14 protein-coding genes, 1 tRNA gene and 2 pseudogenes are annotated in these 18,085 nt (G+C 66.9%); 9 read left to right on the top strand and 8 right to left on the bottom strand.

Annotated elements, in window-relative coordinates:
• Positions 1 to 79: 79 nt before the first annotated feature.
• Together JHD77_RS25120 and JHD77_RS25115 are read right to left on the bottom strand one after the other, a co-directional pair.
• Entirely contained in the window at positions 80 to 2,533 is a 2,454-nt protein-coding gene (locus JHD77_RS25120; RefSeq protein WP_003105114.1) for a Lon protease family protein, read from the bottom strand.
• 98 nt (positions 2,534 to 2,631) lie between these two features.
• Positions 2,632 to 2,958, bottom strand: coding sequence for a TraR/DksA family transcriptional regulator (locus tag JHD77_RS25115; protein ID WP_003112819.1), 327 nt, complete (start codon positions 2,956 to 2,958; stop codon positions 2,632 to 2,634).
• 234 nt (positions 2,959 to 3,192) lie between these two features.
• On the opposite strand from JHD77_RS25115, the gene JHD77_RS25110 reads away from it, so the two are divergent.
• Together JHD77_RS25110 and JHD77_RS25105 are read left to right on the top strand one after the other, a co-directional pair.
• The gene (locus JHD77_RS25110; protein ID WP_003094783.1) at positions 3,193 to 3,681 is read left to right on the top strand and encodes a DUF3015 domain-containing protein; all 489 of its coding nucleotides are present in this window, start codon (positions 3,193 to 3,195) and stop codon (positions 3,679 to 3,681) included.
• Between the two features lie 58 nt (positions 3,682 to 3,739).
• Positions 3,740 to 5,596, top strand: coding sequence for an Lnb N-terminal periplasmic domain-containing protein (locus JHD77_RS25105; protein WP_031756852.1), 1,857 nt, complete (start codon positions 3,740 to 3,742; stop codon positions 5,594 to 5,596).
• Here the strand turns inward: JHD77_RS25105 and JHD77_RS25100 are convergent.
• Entirely contained in the window at positions 5,590 to 6,144 is a 555-nt protein-coding gene (locus JHD77_RS25100) for an NADAR family protein (protein ID WP_012614550.1), read from the bottom strand. The two genes, JHD77_RS25105 and JHD77_RS25100, sit on opposite strands and share 7 nt — an antisense overlap.
• Before the next feature lie 55 nt (positions 6,145 to 6,199).
• A complete protein-coding gene (gene rtcR, locus JHD77_RS25095; RefSeq protein WP_191519342.1) occupies positions 6,200 to 7,795 on the bottom strand; it encodes an RNA repair transcriptional activator RtcR in 1,596 nt (531 codons plus the stop codon).
• Between the two features lie 314 nt (positions 7,796 to 8,109).
• Between rtcR and JHD77_RS25090 the strand changes: the two genes are divergently transcribed.
• From JHD77_RS25090 to ccpA, 7 genes and pseudogenes are all read left to right on the top strand, one after another.
• A tRNA-Arg gene (locus JHD77_RS25090) sits at positions 8,110 to 8,183 on the top strand.
• A gap of 271 nt (positions 8,184 to 8,454) precedes the next feature.
• Positions 8,455 to 9,600 (top strand): slipin family protein, encoded by a 1,146-nt coding sequence (locus JHD77_RS25085; RefSeq protein WP_003119411.1) that lies wholly within the window; start codon positions 8,455 to 8,457, stop codon positions 9,598 to 9,600.
• A gap of 55 nt (positions 9,601 to 9,655) precedes the next feature.
• A complete protein-coding gene (locus tag JHD77_RS25080; RefSeq protein ID WP_019726904.1) occupies positions 9,656 to 10,870 on the top strand; it encodes an RtcB family protein in 1,215 nt (404 codons plus the stop codon).
• 36 nt (positions 10,871 to 10,906) lie between these two features.
• The gene (locus tag JHD77_RS25075) at positions 10,907 to 11,719 is read left to right on the top strand and encodes a nucleotidyltransferase domain-containing protein (RefSeq protein WP_003105094.1); all 813 of its coding nucleotides are present in this window, start codon (positions 10,907 to 10,909) and stop codon (positions 11,717 to 11,719) included.
• The gene (gene rtcA / locus JHD77_RS25070; RefSeq protein WP_191519343.1) at positions 11,716 to 12,741 is read left to right on the top strand and encodes an RNA 3'-terminal phosphate cyclase; all 1,026 of its coding nucleotides are present in this window, start codon (positions 11,716 to 11,718) and stop codon (positions 12,739 to 12,741) included. The genes JHD77_RS25075 and rtcA overlap by 4 nt, the downstream gene beginning before the upstream one ends.
• 101 nt (positions 12,742 to 12,842) lie before the next feature.
• Positions 12,843 to 13,220 (top strand): hypothetical protein, encoded by a 378-nt coding sequence (locus JHD77_RS25065; protein ID WP_003107850.1) that lies wholly within the window; start codon positions 12,843 to 12,845, stop codon positions 13,218 to 13,220.
• Positions 13,221 to 13,343: 123 nt separating this feature from the next.
• A pseudogene (gene ccpA / locus JHD77_RS25060) lies at positions 13,344 to 13,847 on the top strand (cytochrome-c peroxidase CcpA); the annotation flags it as partial.
• Here the strand turns inward: ccpA and JHD77_RS25055 are convergent.
• The 4 genes and pseudogenes from JHD77_RS25055 to ettA form a co-directional block, all read right to left on the bottom strand.
• Positions 13,846 to 14,040 (bottom strand): annotated as a pseudogene (locus JHD77_RS25055) (TolC family protein); the annotation flags it as partial. The pseudogenes ccpA and JHD77_RS25055 sit on opposite strands and share 2 nt — an antisense overlap.
• Positions 14,033 to 15,226, bottom strand: coding sequence for an ABC transporter permease (locus JHD77_RS25050; protein ID WP_003103140.1), 1,194 nt, complete (start codon positions 15,224 to 15,226; stop codon positions 14,033 to 14,035). The gene JHD77_RS25050 and the pseudogene JHD77_RS25055, both read right to left, overlap by 8 nt.
• A complete protein-coding gene (locus tag JHD77_RS25045; RefSeq protein ID WP_003116280.1) occupies positions 15,223 to 15,909 on the bottom strand; it encodes an ABC transporter ATP-binding protein in 687 nt (228 codons plus the stop codon). The genes JHD77_RS25050 and JHD77_RS25045 overlap by 4 nt, the downstream gene beginning before the upstream one ends.
• A 506-nt stretch (positions 15,910 to 16,415) precedes the next feature.
• Positions 16,416 to 18,080 carry an energy-dependent translational throttle protein EttA gene (gene ettA / locus JHD77_RS25040; RefSeq protein ID WP_003094829.1) on the bottom strand — a complete coding sequence of 555 codons (1,665 nt, stop codon included), beginning with the start codon at positions 18,078 to 18,080 and terminating at the stop codon, positions 16,416 to 16,418.
• Positions 18,081 to 18,085 lie beyond the last annotated feature (5 nt).

The raw sequence follows: 18,085 nt of genomic DNA, 5'->3' as shown, positions 1-18,085 counted from the left end.
AACTTGTCCACAGGGCTGAAACGCACGAGGGCGGGGCTTTCCAGCCCCGCCCTCGACAGGTTCCGACAGCGCGCCAGGCTCAGTCCTTCTTCGCCGCGGCCTTGTCCTTCGCCACGACGGTCTCTTTCTCCGCCGGCTTGTCCTTTTCCTTGTCGTCCTCTTCCATGCCGAGTTCGGATATCTCCTGCAAGCGCGCCACGACCAGATCGTTCACGCTGCCCTTCGGGAAGCGTCCCTTCTCGTCCTGGGCACCGACCGGCTTGCCCACCAGCAGCGCCAGCGCCTCGTCCACCTCGCGCACCGCGTAGACGTGGAACTGCCCGGCGCGCACCGCCTGCAACACGCGCTCGTCGAGCATCAGGGTAGTGACGTTGGCGCGCGGGATGATCACACCCTGCTCGCCGGTCAGGCCGCGCGCTTCGCAGAGGCGGAAGAAGCCCTCGATCTTCTCGTTGACGCCGCCGACCGCCTGCACCTCGCCGAACTGGTTGATCGAGCCGGTAATGGCGAAGCACTGCTTCAAGGGCGTCCGCGACAGCGCCGAGATCAGCGTGCAGACCTCGCCCAGCGAGGCGCTGTCGCCGTCCACGTAGCCGTAGGATTGTTCCAGGGCGATGCTGGCGGAGATTTCCAGGGGGAACTCCTGGGCGTAGCGGCTACCCAGGTAGCCGGTAAGGATCATCACGCCCTTGGAGTGGATCGGCTGGCCGAGGTTGACTTCGCGCTCGATATCGACGATGCCGCTGCTGCCCGGATAGACGGTCGCGGAAATCCGCGCCGGCACGCCGAACACCGAGTCGCCCACCTCCAGCACGGTCAGTCCGTTGCACTTGCCGACCGCGGCGCCAGCGGTGTCGATCAGGATGATCCCCGCCAGCATGTCGTCGAGGATCCGCGCCGACACTCGTCCGGTGCGGGTCTGCTTGGCCTTGAGGGCACGCTCGATGTGGCCGAGCTGGATCACCTCCTCGTTCGCCAGCTGACGGATGAAATCGGCTTCGCTGACCAACTGGAACAGGTCGCCGATCCGTGCCGAAAGCCGCCCCTGGTGCTCGGCCAGGCGCGCGCTGTAGGTCGCCAGTCGCGCCACCGCCGCGCCGCTGAGGGGCGCCATGCCCTCTTCCGAGGTGCGCGTCTTGAGCAACTGGGCGAACTGTTCGAGGCTGTCCTCGCCCAGCGGGATGTCCTCGTCGAAGTCCACCAGCACCCGGAACATCTCCTGGAAGTCCGGATCGAGGTCCTGCAGGGTGTAGTAGATCTGCCGCGAGCCGATGATGATCACCTTCAGTTGCAGCGGGATCACCTGGGGGGTCAGGGAAACCGCAGCCAGGCGGCCGAGTTCGGCCAGCGGCGACTCCATCTTCAACTGGCGCGACTGCAGGGCACGCTTGAGCGCGTCCCAGACGAACGGCTCGCCAAGCATCTTTTCCGCTTCCAGGATCAGGAAGCCGCCGTTGGCCCGGTGCAGCGCCCCCGGACGCAACTGCCGGTAGCTGGTGTAGAGCGCCCCCTGGTCCGAGCTGTACTCGATGCGGCCGAACAGGTTGTCGTAGGTCGGGTGCGACTCGAACACCACCGGCGCGCCGCTGGTCGCGTGGTGGACGATGGCCTGGTTCGGCGCGTACTGCTCGATCAGCCCTTGCTTGCGCTGGGCGTCGGTGCGGCTGTCGTCGACCAGTTGGTCGACCACGGTCTTCAGCAGGTTCAGTTGCATCGCCTGCAGGTAGGCGCAGACGCCCGGGTTGTTGTTGTACTTCTCCACCAGAGGCGCCAGCAGGGGCTGCAGGGCCAGGGTGATGGTTTCCTCGTTGAGCTCGCGCAACTGGTTGCTCGACTCGCGCTTCCACTGCGGCAGGCTCGCCAGTTCCTCGTTGAGGTACTCCTCGAGGGCGGCGATATCCTTGTGGAAACGCTCGCGCTCGGCTTCGGGCAACTGGGCGAATTCGGCCTCATCGAGGGCCTTGCCGTCCTTCATCGGGGTGAAGGCGACGTTGGCGCTGTCGCGGTACAGCGCCACGTCCTTCTCCAGGGCGCGCCGCTCCACCGAGTCCAGGGCGCGGTCGTAGCGCTGGTTGAAAGCGCGGTCGACGGCGTTCTTCTTCTGCTGGTAGGCCGGATGCTCGAAGACCGCCGGGAAGGTCGACATCAGGTTGTCGATCAGACGGTCGATGTCGGCGCTGAATTCGGTCGCGCTGCCCGGCGGCAGCTCGATCACCCGAGGTTCGCGCGGCTCGTCGAAATTGTTCAGGTAGACCCAGTCGGAGGGCGTGGCGACGCGCTTGCCCTCGGCTTGCAGATAGCGTTTGACGAAGGAGAAGCGTCCGGTGCCCGGCTCGCCCATGACGAATACGTTGTAACCCGGACGCGGCATCGCCACACCGAACTGCAGCGCCTCGACCGCACGCTCCTGGCCCAGCACGCCGCGGAAGGGCTCCAGGTCATCGGTGGTGTCGAAGGCGAATTGCTCGGGAGCGAACGGGCGGGTCAGTTCTTCTGGCGCCAGGCGCAGGCCGGCAGCGACGGAATCGGGCATCGGGAATCCTTGCATCGGGCGGCAGATCGCCGCGGGGTGTCGTCGCCCGCATTCTCCCCCCAGCCTCGCGCCACTGACAAGGCGCGGATGGCGCTATCTCACCGATGTACCAGGTCGGCGCAGCGCAGGCAGTATTCCGCCGCAGGCAGGGCGGCCAGGCGCGCCGGTTCGATAGCCTCGCCACAGCGCTCGCACTGGCCGTAGCGACCTTCCGCCAGGCGCAGGCGGGCCAGGCCGACCTGGCGCATCCCCGCCTCCGCCTCGGCGAGCAGGCCTTCGAGCACTTCGTCGTTCTGGCGCTGCACCGCCTGCTCGGCAAAGTCCGGCGAATGGCTGCGCGCCAGGTCCCGGCGGATCGCCGCGGCGCGTGCCGCGTACTCGGTCGCCAGGGTTTCCAGGGCGGTAGCGGGGTCGAAAGCGCTCATATCCACCTCCTGCATGAGGAACGGCTGACCAAGGCCGGTTTCGCTCAGACCGACCAGAACTTTCCCAAGTCTGGACGGTTCCAAGCGGATTGCCGCTGACGCCGGTCAATTTTCGCCCGGCATTGCGCGCTGCCACCCATTCGGTGCCTTGACACCCCGGTGGCATTCCGAAAAGCTCACGGCGTCGCTGGCCCGCTCCAGATGGCTCCGATCCACCTCAAGAGAGAACAAACGATGAAACGGATTCTGCTCGGTACCCTGTTCGCCGCCGCCTCCTTCAACGCTTTCGCCGACGCTCCCGGTGGCGCCGGCTGCGGCTGGGGCAACATGCTCTTCAAAGGCCAGCGCGGCGTGGCCACCCACGTGGTCGCGGCGACCACCAACGGCACTTCCGGCAACAACACCTTCGGCATGACCACCGGCACCAACGGCTGCCATACCAACGGCGCGCTGTCCTATGGCGGCAAGCCCCTGCTGGTGCTCGGCAGCATGATGGACGAGCTGTCCGAAGACATGGCCAAGGGCAATGGCGAAGCGCTGACCACCTATGCCGTGGTGCTGGGCGTGCAACCGCAGGACCGCGAGCACTTCGCCGCCGTCACCCATGAGCATTTCTCCGAGATCTTCAACAAGTCCGACGCCACCGCCGCCGACGTCTATGCCAACACCCAGGCGATCCTGAAACAGGACGCCCGCCTGGCCAAGTACGCCGAGCAGGCCTGAGCCTCGCCGCCTGCCCGTTCGCGGGCAGGCCCCTTTCCCCAAGCATTAAGCCTTGCCGATGCCGAAACGCCTGTTGCCCTGGATGGCGCTGTGCGCCTGCTCCCCCCTTCTGGCTGCGCCCACGGTTCCCGAGGCCCGCCTCCAGCAACTGGCCGCCGATCCCTACTGGATCGCCCTCGGCCACTACGAACGCGGCAAGCTCGGCGGTTGGCGCAGCTACGTCGACGACGAGCGGTTCTTCCTCGCCGACAACGGCGAGAGCCACCCGGACGCCGAACTGGCGGCCACGCTAAAGGCGCTCTATGCCTCGCCCAGCCTTGGCGACAAGCACGCTCAGTGCGTCTACCCGGCGCGCACCCGCTGGCTGCGCCAGCAACTGCAACTCGACGACCTGCCGCAGCCGCAGTGCGGCGAATACGACAACTGGTACCGCGACATCAACCCGCACAGCGCGGTGCTGGTGTTCCCCGCGGCCTACCTGAACAGCCCGTCGTCGATGTTCGGCCACACCCTGCTGCGCATCGACCAGGCCGACGTCACCAGCAACAACACTGCCCTGCTCAGCTACGCGCTGAACTTCGGCGCCTACATCGAAGGCATGGACAACAGCATCCTCTATGCCTGGAAAGGCCTGATGGGCGGCTATCCCGGCCTGTTCGCGCTGGTCCCGTACCGGGAGAAGCTGGCCGAATACAGCCGCCTGGAGAACCGCGACCTCTGGGAATACAAGCTGAACCTGACGCCCGAGGAGACCGGGCGCATGGTCGAACACGTCTGGGAACTCAAGCAGGTCCGCTTCGACTACTACTTCTTCGACGAGAACTGTTCGTTCCGCCTGCTCGAACTGATGGAGATTGCCCGCCCGGGCATCGAGCTGACCGAGCAGTTCCCGCTTACCGCGATCCCCACCGACACCGTCCGCGCGGTGAAGAACGCCGGGCTGATCGAGCGCATCGACTACCGGCCGTCGCGCGAGAAGGAACTGCTCGCCCGCGCCGAACCGCTCGACCATGCCGAGCGCGACTGGGCCAAGCGCCTGGCGGACGACGACAGCCTGCTCGACGCTCCCGACTTCAAGGCCCTGCCGATGCCGCGCCAGGCGCTGATCCAGGACGCCGCCTTCCGCCTGGTGCGCTACCGCGCCACCGGTCAGGCGCGTGACAGCGGCATCGCCTCGCGCAGCTACAACCTGTTGCGTGCGATCAACCGCAACCCGCCGCCGGACCTCCAGGTCGAGCGCCCCGGCCAGCCGGAAGACGGCCACGAGTCACGGACCTGGCAGTTCGGCGTCGGCAGCCGCGATGACCGCGCCTTCGCCGAGTACGGCCTGCGCATGGCCTACCATGACCTCGCCGATAACGCCTATGGCTTCCCCCTCGGCGCGCAGATCGAGATCGGCCAGCTCAAGCTGCGCCGGTACGAAGGCAACCGCTGGCAGCTGCAGAATCTCGACCTGGTCACCATCCGCTCGCTGACCCCGCGCAACCAGTTGCTCAAGCCGCTGTCCTGGCAGGTCGCCGGCGGCCTGGAGCGGGTGCCGGGCGAGGACGGCGACGAAAACCTGGTCAGCCACCTGAACGGCGGCGCCGGCGGCAGCTGGATGTTCGGCGACGACCTGCTGCTCTACGCCATGGGCACCGCGCGGATCGAGAACAACAGGGACTTCGCCGCCGCCATCGCCCCGGCGGTGGGCTTCGACAGCGGCCTGCTGTGGCGCAACCCGCTGGGCAACCTGACCCTGGAGGCCAAGGGCGACTACTTCCACAACGGTGAAGTGCGCCGCAGCCTGGGCTTCGTCCAGCAGGTGGAGCTGGGCCGCGACCTCGGCCTGCGCCTGAGCGCCGAACGCGAGTTCAGCCATGTCGGCAAGCCGATCAACGAGGTGAAGCTGGAGCTGCGCTGGTACTACTACTGAGCCAGCCTCCGGCGCACCTCCATCAGGGCGAAGCCGAGCAGGTTGAGGCCTTGCCAGGTCGCCGGCTCGGCTGCCAGGGGATCGCTCGCGGCCAGGCCGATGCCCCAGATCGCGTCCACCGGGCTGGCCTCGACCAGCACCCGGTCGGCGGTGCCCAGAAGGTATTTCTTCAGCGAAGCGTTCTGGCCGAACTTGCCGAGGTTGCCTTCGATCACGATTCCCACCCGCTCGGCGTTCCAGCGTGCCTCGTCGAAGCCGGCGACTTCGCGGCCGAGGGCCTTCGCCTCGCCTGGGCTGCGCGCCGCCAGGATGCGCTCGAGCAACCTAGGGTCGTCGAACAAGCGTGCCTTGGCCGCCATCATGTAATGCTCGGCGCTGGGGTAGCGCACCCCGTCGAGCTTGAACGAAGCCTCGTACCACTGGCTGAAACAGCTCTTGCCGACCTTGTCATCCGCCGCCGGGCGATGTCCCCAGAAATACAGGTATTTGAAGCTTTCGCCGGCCGCGCAGCGCTGGCGCAGTCGCTCGACGTCCATTATCTCGCTCATCGGCATTCGTCCCTGGAGCCCGTGAAAAGACGCCAAGGATATCCCGAAGTGGTGTTCAGGCGCGTATCTGCGCCCAGTCCAGGCCGAAACGCGCCAGGTACTTGCGCAGCCGGTCGGCGTCGTTGGGGTTGCGCTTGTCCTGGCGCGAAACGGCGAACAGCCGGCGTCCCGCCTCGGAAAGGGTCTTAGCCCCGCGGCACACCTCCAGCACCGCCTGCAGTTGCAGGCGGTCGAACAGATCCAGGGCCTCCATCCGCTGCCCCAGCAGATCGGCCAGTGGCTCCCGGCCCGCATCGAGCCCCCAGGCCTGGCGCAGGCGGAGGATCTCCTCCTCGACCAGCGCCTCGTCGATCCGCCCGCTGTCGGCCAGGGTCGCCATCCGTGTGATGGAAGCCGACAGCTCGCGGAAGTTGCCGGCCCAGCGCGCTTCGCTGGAACCGGCGAAGGCCAGGTAGCGACGCTTGGCCTCCAGGTTGAAACGCACCTGCCGCCCTTGCTCGCGGGCGTGCCGCTCCAGTTCGAAGTCGATGTTCGGCTCGATGTCCTCGCGGCGTCCAGCCAGGCCCGGCAGCTCGAAGGTCCAAAGGTTGATGCGGGCGAACAGGTCCTCGCGGAACAGGCCTTCGGCCACTCGTCCGCGCAAGTCGCGGTGGGTCCCGGCGATAAGCTGGAAGTCGCTCTCCACCTCACGGTCCGAACCCAGCGGGAAGAAGCGCTTCTCTTCGATAGCCTTGAGCAGCATCGCCTGTTCGTCGGCGCCCAGCTCGCCGATCTCGTCGAGGAACAGCATGCCACCGTCGGCTGCGCGCAGCAGGCCTTCGCGCGCATTCTGCGCGCCGGTGAAGGCGCTCTTGACGTGACCGAACAGTGCCGACATCGCGCCGTCGCCGCGCAAGGTGGCGCAGTTGACCTCGACGAAACGCCCGTCGAGCTGGTGCCGGCTGCGCTTGAGTTCATAGATGCGCCGGGCGAGGAACGATTTGCCGGCACCGGTCGGCCCCACCAGCAGCATGGGTGCCCGCGAACGCACGGCGACCCGCTCGATCTGCTCGATGGAGCGGTTGAAAGCGGCATTGCGCGTGGCGATTCCCGACTTGAGCAAAGCCAGGCTTTCCTCCTGTTCGCGGCGGAACCGCGAGGCGATGCGGTCGTAGCGGGACAGGTCGAGGTCGATCAGCGTCGCCGAGCCCTCGGGATGGCGCGCCTCGTCCTTGCGCCGCGACGGCGAGGTCTGCACCAGCCGGGCCGGCAGGTAGCGCGCCTCGGTAAGGAGGAACCAGCAGATCTGCGCGACATGGGTCCCGGTGGTGATATGCACCAGGTAGTCCTCGCGCTCGGTGTCGAAGGGGTAGGCGCTGACGAAATCGTGCAGGGCGCCATAGACCTCCTCGAAGTCCCAGGGGTTGCGCAGTTCCATCTGCTGCAGGCGGACCTCGGTATGCGGCGACACCGCGGCGATGTCGGCGCGAATCCGCTCGGCCAGGCCGAGGTCGCGGGCGTCGTTGCCGTGGATCAGTTCGAGGCGGTCGATCAGCAGGTCCGGCTGCTGGCACAGGCCGATGCTCGGCCGCCACTTTTGCCAGCGCGCCGCGCCCTTGCCGAGACGGTCGAGGGTGGCGCCGATGAAGCCGATGGCGACCGTGCGTTTCATCACTGCTTATCCTTCAAGATAAAGATCGATATGAAAATATATAGAAATAGCCAGGCATCTCTCCATCGAATTCGCCGACGAAGCGCAATAAAAAATTTATTCACCTTTAAAATCAAACAGTTAATCAAGAAACAGTCTCATCAATAAAAACCTGGCACGCCGCTCGCTATATCCATTTCGACCGCATCGCCCATGCAGGCCGACGGGTCGGGACTCCAGTCCCGCCGGTGCCCGAGCCCACCCCTGGTGTCGGCGTCGTGCATGCCGCCCGCAACAACGACGGTCATTCGCGAATGACGGCAATGCCGCTTCGCGGTTCGATAGCTCAGCCTGGTAGAGCAACCATCCACGAAATGGTCTGTCGCGGGTTCGACTCCCGCTCGAACGTTGCCTTAACGGCAATCACTCAATGGCAACACCCGCCGGTGTGGCCGAGGCGAACTGCGCAAGCGGCCAGGAAGGCCGGACAACGCAAGGGAGCCGAAGCCGCCGCCGGCCCGTCCGGCCCGCGGTTCGGGCACGGGGCAAGGCAGGCCGGGGATCGAGGGAATCGATCGTATGGACAGGACGTCCGCCAGGCCAACCTCCTCCGCGCTCCACCCACGACGCTCGACGGGCCGGCAACACCGGCACCACGGAAGAATGAAAGGAATGAAGAGATGAAAATGCTGAAGCGCTTTATCGTGAAGAAGAACGAACGCGGCCTGCTGTATTCCGAAGGCGACTTCCTCGCCGTGCTCGAACCGGGCACCTACCGCCGCTTCGATCCGTACGACCGCCTGAGCCTGGAAAGCTTCAGCCTGAACACCCCGCAGTTCGAACACCGCCTGGCCGGCTACCTGCGGCAGAGCGAACCGCAACTGGTGGAGCGCTACTTCACCCGGATGGACCTGGGCGACAACGAGGCCGGCCTGCGCTACGAGGACGGCGTGCTGGTGGAGTTGCTCGCACCGGGCAGCCGCCGACTGTACTGGAAAGGCCAGACCGAGCAGCGCCTGGAGCGCATCGACCTGACCCAGGACTATCGATTGTCCGCCGCGCTGGTCGCCCAGTTGCACCAGCCGAACCTGCGCGACCGCGCCCTGGCGGGCCTGGACGCAGTGTTGCTGGTCCAGGTGCCGGCGTTCCAGGTCGGCGTGCTCAAGGTCGACGGCGCCCTTGCCGGCCTGCTGCAAGCCGGACAATACGGTTTCTGGCGCTACAACCGGCAAGTCAGCGTGGAACTGGTCGACACCCGTATCCAGGCGCTGGAGGTCAGCGGCCAGGAGATCCTCACCCGCGACAAGGTCAGCCTGCGCCTGAACCTCGCCGCCAATTGGCGCTACAGCGACGTGCTCACCGCCTTCTCGCGGCTGAGCAAACCGCTGGAGTATCTGTACCGCGAGCTGCAGTTCGGCCTGCGGGCGGCAGTGGGCACCCGTACCCTCGACGAACTGCTGGAGAACAAGCAGTCGATCGACGAAGCGGTCAGCGCCCACCTGGCCGCCAAGCTGGAAGACAGCGGCCTGGAAGTGAGCGGCCTGGGCGTACGCGACATCATCCTCCCGGGCGAAATGAAGACCCTGCTGGCGCAGGTGGTGGAGGCGGAGAAGGCGGCCCAGGCCAATGTGATCCGCCGCCGCGAGGAAACCTCGGCGACCCGCTCGCTGCTGAATACCGCGAAGGTCATGGAGGAAAACCCGACCGCGCTGCGTCTGAAGGAATTGGAAACCCTGGAGCGGGTGGCCGAGCGCATCGACCGGATTTCGGTATTCGGTGGCCTGGACCAGGTATTGAACGGACTGGTCACGCTGAAGCAGGCCTGATCACGAACGATAGCCGCTCCGTCGACAAGACGGCGCGGAGCACAAGGAAAGCACGATGAAAGACATGAATATCCTCGAAGTGGCCGGCGGCAAGCCGATCAAGCTCTGGACCCAGGGCGTCCCGGTGGAGGAGGAAGCGCGCCAGCAGTTGCTGAACACGGCGAAGATGCCCTTCATCTTCAAGCACCTGGCGGTGATGCCTGACGTACACCTGGGCAAGGGCTCGACCATCGGTAGCGTGATCCCTACCCTCGGCGCGATCATCCCGGCCGCGGTGGGCGTGGATATCGGCTGCGGAATGATCGCCGCGCGCACCTCGCTGCTCGCCGCCGACCTGCCGGACAACCTGCACGGCCTGCGCAGCGCCATCGAGCAGGCGGTACCTCACGGCAAGACCTTCGGCCGCCGCGACCGCGGCGCCTGGCACGAGGTACCGGAGGCCGCCGACCAGGCCTGGAAGGCGCTCGCCGGTCGCTTCAAGGCGATCACCGACAAGCACCCGAGGCTGGAGAAGACCAACAACCGCCAGCACCTGGGAACCCTCGGCACCGGCAACCACTTCATCGAGGTCTGCCTGGACGAGGCCGACCGCGTCTGGTTCATGCTGCACAGCGGTTCGCGCGGGGTCGGCAACGCCATCGGCAACCTGTTCATCGAACTGGCCAAGGCGGACATGCGCCAGCACATCGCCAACCTGCCGGACAAGGACCTGGCCTACTTCGAGGAAGGCAGCCGGCACTTCGACGACTACGTGGAAGCGGTCGGCTGGGCCCAGGATTTCGCCCGGCAGAACCGCGCGCTGATGATGCACGCGGTGATCGAGGCGGCGCGCCAGGTGATCCGCAAGCCGTTCGAAGCCAACCTGGAGGCGGTCGATTGCCACCACAACTACGTGCAGAAGGAGCGCCACTTCGGCCAGGAGGTACTGGTCACCCGCAAAGGCGCGGTGTCCGCGCAGAAGGGCCAGCTCGGCATCATTCCCGGCTCGATGGGGGCGAAGAGCTTCATCGTCCGCGGCCTCGGCAACCAGGAAGCGTTCTGCTCGTGCAGCCACGGCGCCGGGCGGACCATGAGCCGGACCAAGGCGAAGAAGGTCTTCAGCGTCGCCGACCAGGCGCGCGCCACCGCCCACGTCGAATGCCGCAAGGACGCCGACGTGATCGACGAGATCCCGATGGCCTACAAGGATATCGACCGGGTCATGGAAGCCCAGCGCGAGCTGGTGGAAGTGCTGCACACCCTGCGTCAGGTGGTGTGCGTGAAAGGATGACGGGCGCCCTGTGGCGCCCGCTGGGGAAGAATCGAAATGAACAGGGAAGAACGCCATCCGCTCCCCGCCGCCATGCGCGAGCGGGTACTGGATGAGCTGGAACGGATCGAACGCGAGCACGACGTAGTCGTGCTCTACGCCTGCGAGTCGGGCAGCCGGGCCTGGGGCTTCGCTTCGCCGGACAGCGACTACGACGTACGCTTCGTCTATGTGCATCAGCCCGAGTGGTATCAGCGCGTCGAGGAACCTCGCGACGTGATAGAACGTCCGCTGAGCGACGAGCTGGACATCAGCGGCTGGGAACTGCGCAAGGCGTTGCGCCTGATGCGCAAATCCAACCCGGCCCTGCTGGAGTGGCTCGGCTCGCCGCTGGTGTATCGGGAAGAGCCTGGCGTGCGCGAGGAACTGCTCTGGCTGGGCAGCGCCTTTCACTCCGTACCAGGCAGTCGCCATCACTACCTGTCGATGGCACGCAAGAACTACCGGGGCTACCTGAAGGGCGACAGCGTCCGGCTGAAGAAATACCTCTACGTCCTGCGTCCGTTGTTCGCGGTGCGTTGGCTGGATGCAGGCCTGGGCTTGCCGCCGGTGGCGTTCGAGAGGCTAGTGGAAGCCACGCTGGACGATCCGTCGCTGCGCGAAGAACTGGATGCCTTGCTGAGCCTCAAGCGTCAGCGCGACGAATCGGCCTACGGCCCTCCGCGCCTGGCGCTGCAACGCTTCATCGAAGCGGAGTTGCTCCAGGCCGAACGAGGGGCCACCCAACCAACCGGCGCGCGCCAGGACAGCCGACTGCTGGATCGCTACCTCCACGACAAGATATGGCAATACACAAGGGAAACCTCATGAGAAAGGACCTCATCGAACTCGACGGCAGCGAAGGCGGCGGGCAGATCCTGCGTAGCGCCCTGAGCCTGTCGATGACCAGCGGCCAGCCGCTGCGCATCCGCAACATCCGTGGCCGGCGCAGCCGTCCGGGGCTGCTGCGGCAGCACCTCACCGCGGTGCGCGCGGCGGCGGAAATCTGCGCGGCCGAGGTCGAGGGTGCCGAGCTCGGCTCACGCGAGCTGGCGTTCCGGCCCGGTGCGATCCGCGCCGGCGACTACGCCTTCGCCATCGGCTCCGCCGGCAGTTGCTCGCTGGTACTGCAAACCCTGCTGCCGGCGCTGCTCGCGGCAAACGGCGAAAGCCGGGTGAGGATCAGCGGCGGCACCCACAATCCACTGGCGCCGCCGGCGGACTTTCTCCGCGACAGCTGGCTGCCGCTGTTGCAGCGGATGGGCGCGGAAGTCGACCTGGAACTGCTGCGCCACGGCTTCGTACCCGCCGGCGGTGGCGAGCTGCTGGCGCGGGTACGCCCGGCGCGCTGGCGGCCGCTGCAACTGGAGCATCCCGGCGCGGCGCTGCGGCGCCAGGCGCCGGCGCTGCTCGCCGGGATTCCCGGGCACGTCGGCGAGCGCGAGCTGGAGAGGGTCCGCCAGCGCCTCGGTTGGAGCGACGAAGAACGCCAGCTGGAGTTCCTCGCGGAGGACCAGGGGCCGGGCAACGCCCTGCTGCTGCGGATCGACTGCGAGCACATCTGCGCGACCTTCTGCGCCTTCGGCCAGGCCGGCGTCAGCGCCGAACGGGTGGCGGAACAGGTCGCGACGCAAGCCATCGGCTGGATGGAAAGCGGCTGCGCGGCGGACGAGCACCTCGCCGACCAATTGCTGCTGCCCATGGCCCTGGCCGGCGCCGGCAGCTTCACCACGCCGCGGCTGAGCGCCCATCTGCAAAGCAACCGCCGGGTTATCGAACGCTTCCTGCCGGTGAGGATCGGCGACCAGGCGCTGGACGGCGGCGGTCATCGCATCGTCATCACATCGGCTTGACGAATTCCTCACCAATGCCGACCTAGACTCGCGCCGGACCTGCCAGCGGGCCCGGCGCGAATCTCCGGGAGCCCCAACCCGGCGGTCGAGGAGTCCCGGCCATGTCTTCTTCGCGTCTCGGCGTGCTTGTCCTCGCCCTGATCCTGCTCACCGCCACCCTGCTCGGCGGCTGCGAAAGCACCCACCAGTACCTGCTCGCCAAGGGCTACCCGCCCGCCTATGCCGACGGTTTCGACGATGGCTGCGGTAGCGGCCGCCAGGCGGCCGGCTCGATCAGCGGCGAATTCCGCAAGGACGTCCCCCGCTACCTGCGCGAGGCGATCTACGCCAGCGGCTGGGGCGACGGCTTCGAGCAATGCCGGTCGATGGCGCGGAGCGAAGAGCGGCGGCGTTTCGAGGAGCGCCAGTGGGACGACCGCGACGACGATTGGCAGCGCGACCGCGACCGCGCGTTGGCCCGGGCCTTGCGCGAGCGCTGAAGCACGCTGCGACAACCATCCGCAGCACCGATCCCGGTGCGCTTGATCCACGTCAAGCCGGGCAGCGCGCCGCTGGCCTCTCCTCACAGGACCGGTTGTAACGCCTGATAAGGAGAAAAAAAGATGCAGTCCTCGCAACTGCTCCCGCTTGGCAGCCTGTTGCTGTCGTTCGCCACGCCCCTCGCCCAGGCCGATGCCCTGCACGACCAGGCCAGCGCGCTGTTCAAACCCATCCCCGAGCAGGTCACCGAGCTACGCGGCCAGCCCATCAGCGAGCAACAGCGCGAACTCGGCAAGAAACTGTTCTTCGACCCGCGCCTGTCACGCAGCCATGTGCTCAGCTGCAACACCTGCCACAACGTCGGCACCGGCGGCGCCGACAACGTACCGACGTCGGTCGGTCACGGCTGGCAGAAGGGGCCACGCAATTCACCGACGGTCTTCAACGCCGTGTTCAATGCCGCGCAGTTCTGGGATGGCCGCGCCAAGGACCTGGGGGAGCAGGCCAAGGGTCCGATCCAGAACAGCGTCGAGATGCACAGTACCCCGCAGTTGGTCGAACAGACCCTGGGCAGCATCCCGGAATACGTGGACGCCTTCCGCAAGGCCTTCCCCAAGGCCGGCAAATTCCACGGTTGTTGCGCAGGCCAAGATAGACCGCGTCGCTCAGGCTGAGGTCGATCACCTGCTCGCTGAGCAGCACCGACCTGCCCTGCTCGCGGGCCATGCTCGGTACGTCCGGACTCAGCGCCGGGTTGAAGCTGGCCGCCACCGGAAGAGCGGCGACCAGCCACAGCACGCCCAGGCCCCACCTATTCATCGCGCAGCGCCTCGACCGGTTGCAGGCGAGCCGCCGAGACCGCCGGATAGAGCCCGAAGAACAGCCCCACCAGCAGGGTACTGCCCATCCCCAGCGGCAGGGCCGCGTAGGCCAGGGAGAAGGTCCAGCCGGAGAACCTGGCGTAGAGATACGCAGCCGCCACGCCGAGCACCGCGCCCGACAGCGCGCCCGCGGCGGTCAGGGTCACCGCCTCGATCAGGAACAGGTTGCGGATATCCCGCTGGCGCGCGCCCAGCGCCATGCGCACGCCGATTTCCCGGCGGCGTTCGGCGACACTCATCAGCATCACGTTCATCACTCCGACGCCGCCGCCGAGCAGGGAGATGATCCCCAGTCCGGCCAGCAGGTAGGTGAAGGTCCGGGTCTGCCGCTTGAGTCCATCGAGCACCTGCTGCGAGACCTGGACCTGCGCCTCGTGGCCGGGCAACCGCGCCGTCAGGGCCGCGCCCAGGGCCGCGCCGACGCTATAGACGTCCGCTCCCGGCGAGACCCGCGCCACCACATGGCTGACCTCGGCGGCCGGCTGCAGGCGCGGCATGCCCGGCGCCGGCACGAACAGCGAGTCGTTGGCGGCGAACGGCAAGAGAGCGGCGCTGGCCTGCGGCTGGAGAATGCCGATCACGCGAAACAGATAGTCGTTGACCGTCAGTTGCTCGCCGAGGCGCAGCGGATCGCCGGGCGCCCCCAGGGCCTCGGCGATTGTCGCGCCCACCACCACGTAGGTGTCGTGATCGTCGAAGCGCGAGAGGAAACGTCCTTCGCGCAGCCGCAGCCTGGCGGCAGCCGCGAGCCCGGCGCTGGCGCCGACGATACTGGCGTTGCTGGTGCGTCCGTGAAAGGTCACCGGCGCCGAGTACAGGCCCAGCGCCGCCAGGTGCTCCAGACCGGCCACGTCGCGGAGCAGCGGTTCGGTGTCGAGCGACGCCGGCATCGGCATCGGCGCCTGCGGGGCGAACGGGAACTGCACCACCAGGGTGTCGGTGCCCATGTCCTTGAAGATGCTCATCGCTTCGTCGGTCGCGTTGCTGCCGATGTTCAGCATCGCGATCACCGATGAACAGCCCATGACGATACCCAGCAACGCCAGCAGCGAGCGGCGCCCCAGCCCGCGAAGACTGGCGAGGGCCTCGTGAAGCAATTGCCGGGGCGACGGGCTGGCGCTCACCGGCAGGCCTCCGCCAGGTCCTCGTGCACCTCGCCATGCCGCACTGTCAGTTGGCGCCCGAGACGGGCCGCCAGGCCGGGATCATGGGTGACCACCACCAGGGTCACCTGGCGCTCGCGGTTGAGGGTGAGGAGCAGCTCCAGCACTTCTTTCGCGGTGCTCGCGTCGAGGTTGCCGGTTGGTTCGTCGGCGAGGATCAGCGCCGGCTCACCGACCAGCGCGCGAGCGATGGCGACGCGCTGCCGCTGGCCGCCGGAGAGGTCCGCCGGACGATGGCCGGCGCGCTCGGCCAGGCCGACCCGGGCGAGCATCGCCTCGGCCCGCTCCAGTGCCTCGCGGCGCGGCATCCCTCGATAGCTCAGGGGCAGCGCGACGTTGTCCAGCGCGTTCAGCCGCGGCAACAGGTTGAAGCTCTGGAAGACGAAGCCGATCAGGCGGTTGCGGATCGCCGCCAGTCGGTCCCCGTCGACGCTGAAGATGTCGTGCTCGGCGAAGCGGTAGGCACCGCTGTCCGGGCGGTCGAGCAGGCCGAGGATATTCAGCAGGGTGCTCTTGCCCGAGCCCGACGCGCCGACGATCGCGCAGCTTTCTCCGGGAAAGATGTCCAGGCAGACGTCTTTCAGTATCTGCAGCGGCTGCCCCCCCAGGAGGTAGCCCTTGCCGATCCCCCGCAGGGAGATCAATGATTCGTGCTTGTTTGTTGTTGGCATTCGCACCCGACCGCTCGCATCCCTTCAAGGCCCGCCCGGTCGTACCGCCGCAAGGCCGGCGATACAGGCCGAACGGCCATACTGCTGATGATGGAGACAGCGCACAAGCCGCCACCACCGGCAACGCTACCCCGAGGCGCCAGCGCCGAGCGAAGGTAGCGGCTGGTCCGCCCGGCCAATGCCGGTACTCGATTCCGCCGGGCTTCGCCATATGGCGCGGCCTCTCCGGGCAGGCGGTATTGAGCGCACGGATCGGCTGCGCAGACCACTAGCAGAGCTGACACCATCGCAGCCGTCGATGCACCCCCATCTTTAGTTAGGTGAAGGCTCAGGCATGCTGCGTGGGAGCCTCCCCCGGGTACCGCCGATGGAGGTGTCCCTGCGCAGTTCCCATGTTCCCCAGCGCATGGCTCGTTGAATTCCAGGCATGAAAAAACCGCCGGCCGGCAACGCCGGCGGGCGGTTTCTCGAGGGTGCGCTTACGCCAGTTTCTTGTAGCGCACGCGGTGCGGCTGGGCCGCGGCGTCGCCCAGGCGCTTCTTGCGGTCCGCCTCGAACTCGGTGTAGTTGCCTTCGAAGAAGGTCACCTTGCCATCGTCCTCGTAGGAGAGGATGTGGGTGGCGATCCGGTCGAGGAACCAGCGGTCGTGGGAGATCACGATGGCGGAGCCGGGGAAGTCCAGCAGCGCCTCTTCCAGCGCACGCAGGGTTTCCACGTCGAGGTCGTTGGACGGTTCGTCGAGCAGCAGCACGTTGCCGCCCTGCTTCAGGGTCAGGGCCAGGTGCAGACGGCCACGCTCACCGCCGGAGAGGTCCTTGACGAACTTCTGCTGGTCGGCGCCCTTGAAGTTGAAGCGACCGACATAGCTGCGCGACGGGACTTCGTAGTTGCCGATCTTGATCTGCTCGAAACCGTCGGAAACCTGCTCCCACACGGTCTTGTTGCCTTCCAGGCTGTCACGGCTCTGGTCGACGCTGGCGATCTGCACGGTCTCGCCGATCTCGATGGTGCCGGAGTCCGGCTGCTCCTTGCCGGTAAGCATGCGGAACAGGGTCGACTTGCCCGCGCCGTTGCCGCCGATCACACCGACGATGGCGCCCTTGGGAATGCTCAGGGACAGGTTGTCGATCAGCACGCGGTCGCCGTAGCCCTTGGTCACATTGTGCAATTCGATGACCTTGTCGCCCAGGCGCGGACCGGCCGGGATGTAGATCTCGTTGGTCTCGCTGCGCTTCTGGAATTCCTGCGACTGCAGTTCCTCGAAGCGCTGCAGGCGCGCCTTGGACTTGGCCTGGCGGCCCTTGGCGCCCTGGCGTACCCACTCCAGCTCGGCCTTCATGGCCTTGGCGTGGGAGGCTTCCTGCTTGGCTTCCTGGGCCAGGCGGGCGGCCTTGGATTCCAGCCAGCCGGAGTAGTTGCCTTCGAACGGGATGCCATGGCCACGGTCGAGTTCGAGGATCCAGCCGGCGACGTTGTCGAGGAAGTAGCGGTCGTGGGTGATCGCCACCACAGTGCCGGGGAAGTCGTGCAGGAAATGCTCCAGCCAGGCCACCGAGTCGGCGTCCAGGTGGTTGGTCGGTTCGTCCAGCAGCAGCATGTCGGGAGCCGACAGCAGCAGACGGCACAGCGCTACGCGGCGCTTTTCGCCGCCGGACAGGTGCTCGACCTTGGCATCCCACGGCGGCAGGCGCAGGGCGTCGGCGGCGACTTCCAGCTGGCGTTCCAGGTTGTGTCCGTCGGATGCCTGCAGGATCGCCTCCAGCTTGGCCTGCTCGGCGGCCAGGGCGTCGAAGTCGGCATCCGGCTCGGCATAGGCGGCATAGACCTCGTCCAGCCGCGCCTGGGCCTGCTTGATCTGGCCGACGGCCTCTTCGACGATGTCGCGCACGGTGGCCTGCGGGTCCAGCTTGGGCTCCTGCGGCAGGTAGCCGACGTTGATCCCCGGCATCGGCCGGGCCTCGCCTTCGATCTCGGTGTCGACGCCGGCCATGATCCGCAGCAGGGTGGACTTGCCCGCGCCGTTCAGGCCGAGCACGCCGATCTTGGCGCCGGGGAAGAACGACAGGGAGATGTCCTTGAGGATTTCACGCTTGGGCGGAACGATCTTGCCGACCCGATGCATGGTGTAGACGTACTGAGCCAAAACGA

It is taken from the genome of Pseudomonas sp. P20, from assembly GCF_016463925.1.
GTDB classification, from domain to species: domain Bacteria; phylum Pseudomonadota; class Gammaproteobacteria; order Pseudomonadales; family Pseudomonadaceae; genus Pseudomonas; species Pseudomonas aeruginosa.
This window is presented reverse-complemented; position numbering and strand designations above follow the sequence as displayed.

Coding starts and splice junctions, on each gene's coding strand:
- JHD77_RS25120 (WP_003105114.1), bottom strand. CDS start 2,533: ATGCCCGATTCCGTCGCTGCCGGCCTGCGCCTGGCGCCAGAAGAACTG.
- JHD77_RS25115 (WP_003112819.1), bottom strand. CDS start 2,958: ATGAGCGCTTTCGACCCCGCTACCGCCCTGGAAACCCTGGCGACCGAG.
- JHD77_RS25110 (WP_003094783.1), top strand. CDS start 3,193: ATGAAACGGATTCTGCTCGGTACCCTGTTCGCCGCCGCCTCCTTCAAC.
- JHD77_RS25105 (WP_031756852.1), top strand. CDS start 3,740: ATGCCGAAACGCCTGTTGCCCTGGATGGCGCTGTGCGCCTGCTCCCCC.
- JHD77_RS25100 (WP_012614550.1), bottom strand. CDS start 6,144: ATGAGCGAGATAATGGACGTCGAGCGACTGCGCCAGCGCTGCGCGGCC.
- rtcR (WP_191519342.1), bottom strand. CDS start 7,795: ATGAAACGCACGGTCGCCATCGGCTTCATCGGCGCCACCCTCGACCGT.
- JHD77_RS25085 (WP_003119411.1), top strand. CDS start 8,455: ATGAAAATGCTGAAGCGCTTTATCGTGAAGAAGAACGAACGCGGCCTG.
- JHD77_RS25080 (WP_019726904.1), top strand. CDS start 9,656: ATGAAAGACATGAATATCCTCGAAGTGGCCGGCGGCAAGCCGATCAAG.
- JHD77_RS25075 (WP_003105094.1), top strand. CDS start 10,907: ATGAACAGGGAAGAACGCCATCCGCTCCCCGCCGCCATGCGCGAGCGG.
- rtcA (WP_191519343.1), top strand. CDS start 11,716: ATGAGAAAGGACCTCATCGAACTCGACGGCAGCGAAGGCGGCGGGCAG.
- JHD77_RS25065 (WP_003107850.1), top strand. CDS start 12,843: ATGTCTTCTTCGCGTCTCGGCGTGCTTGTCCTCGCCCTGATCCTGCTC.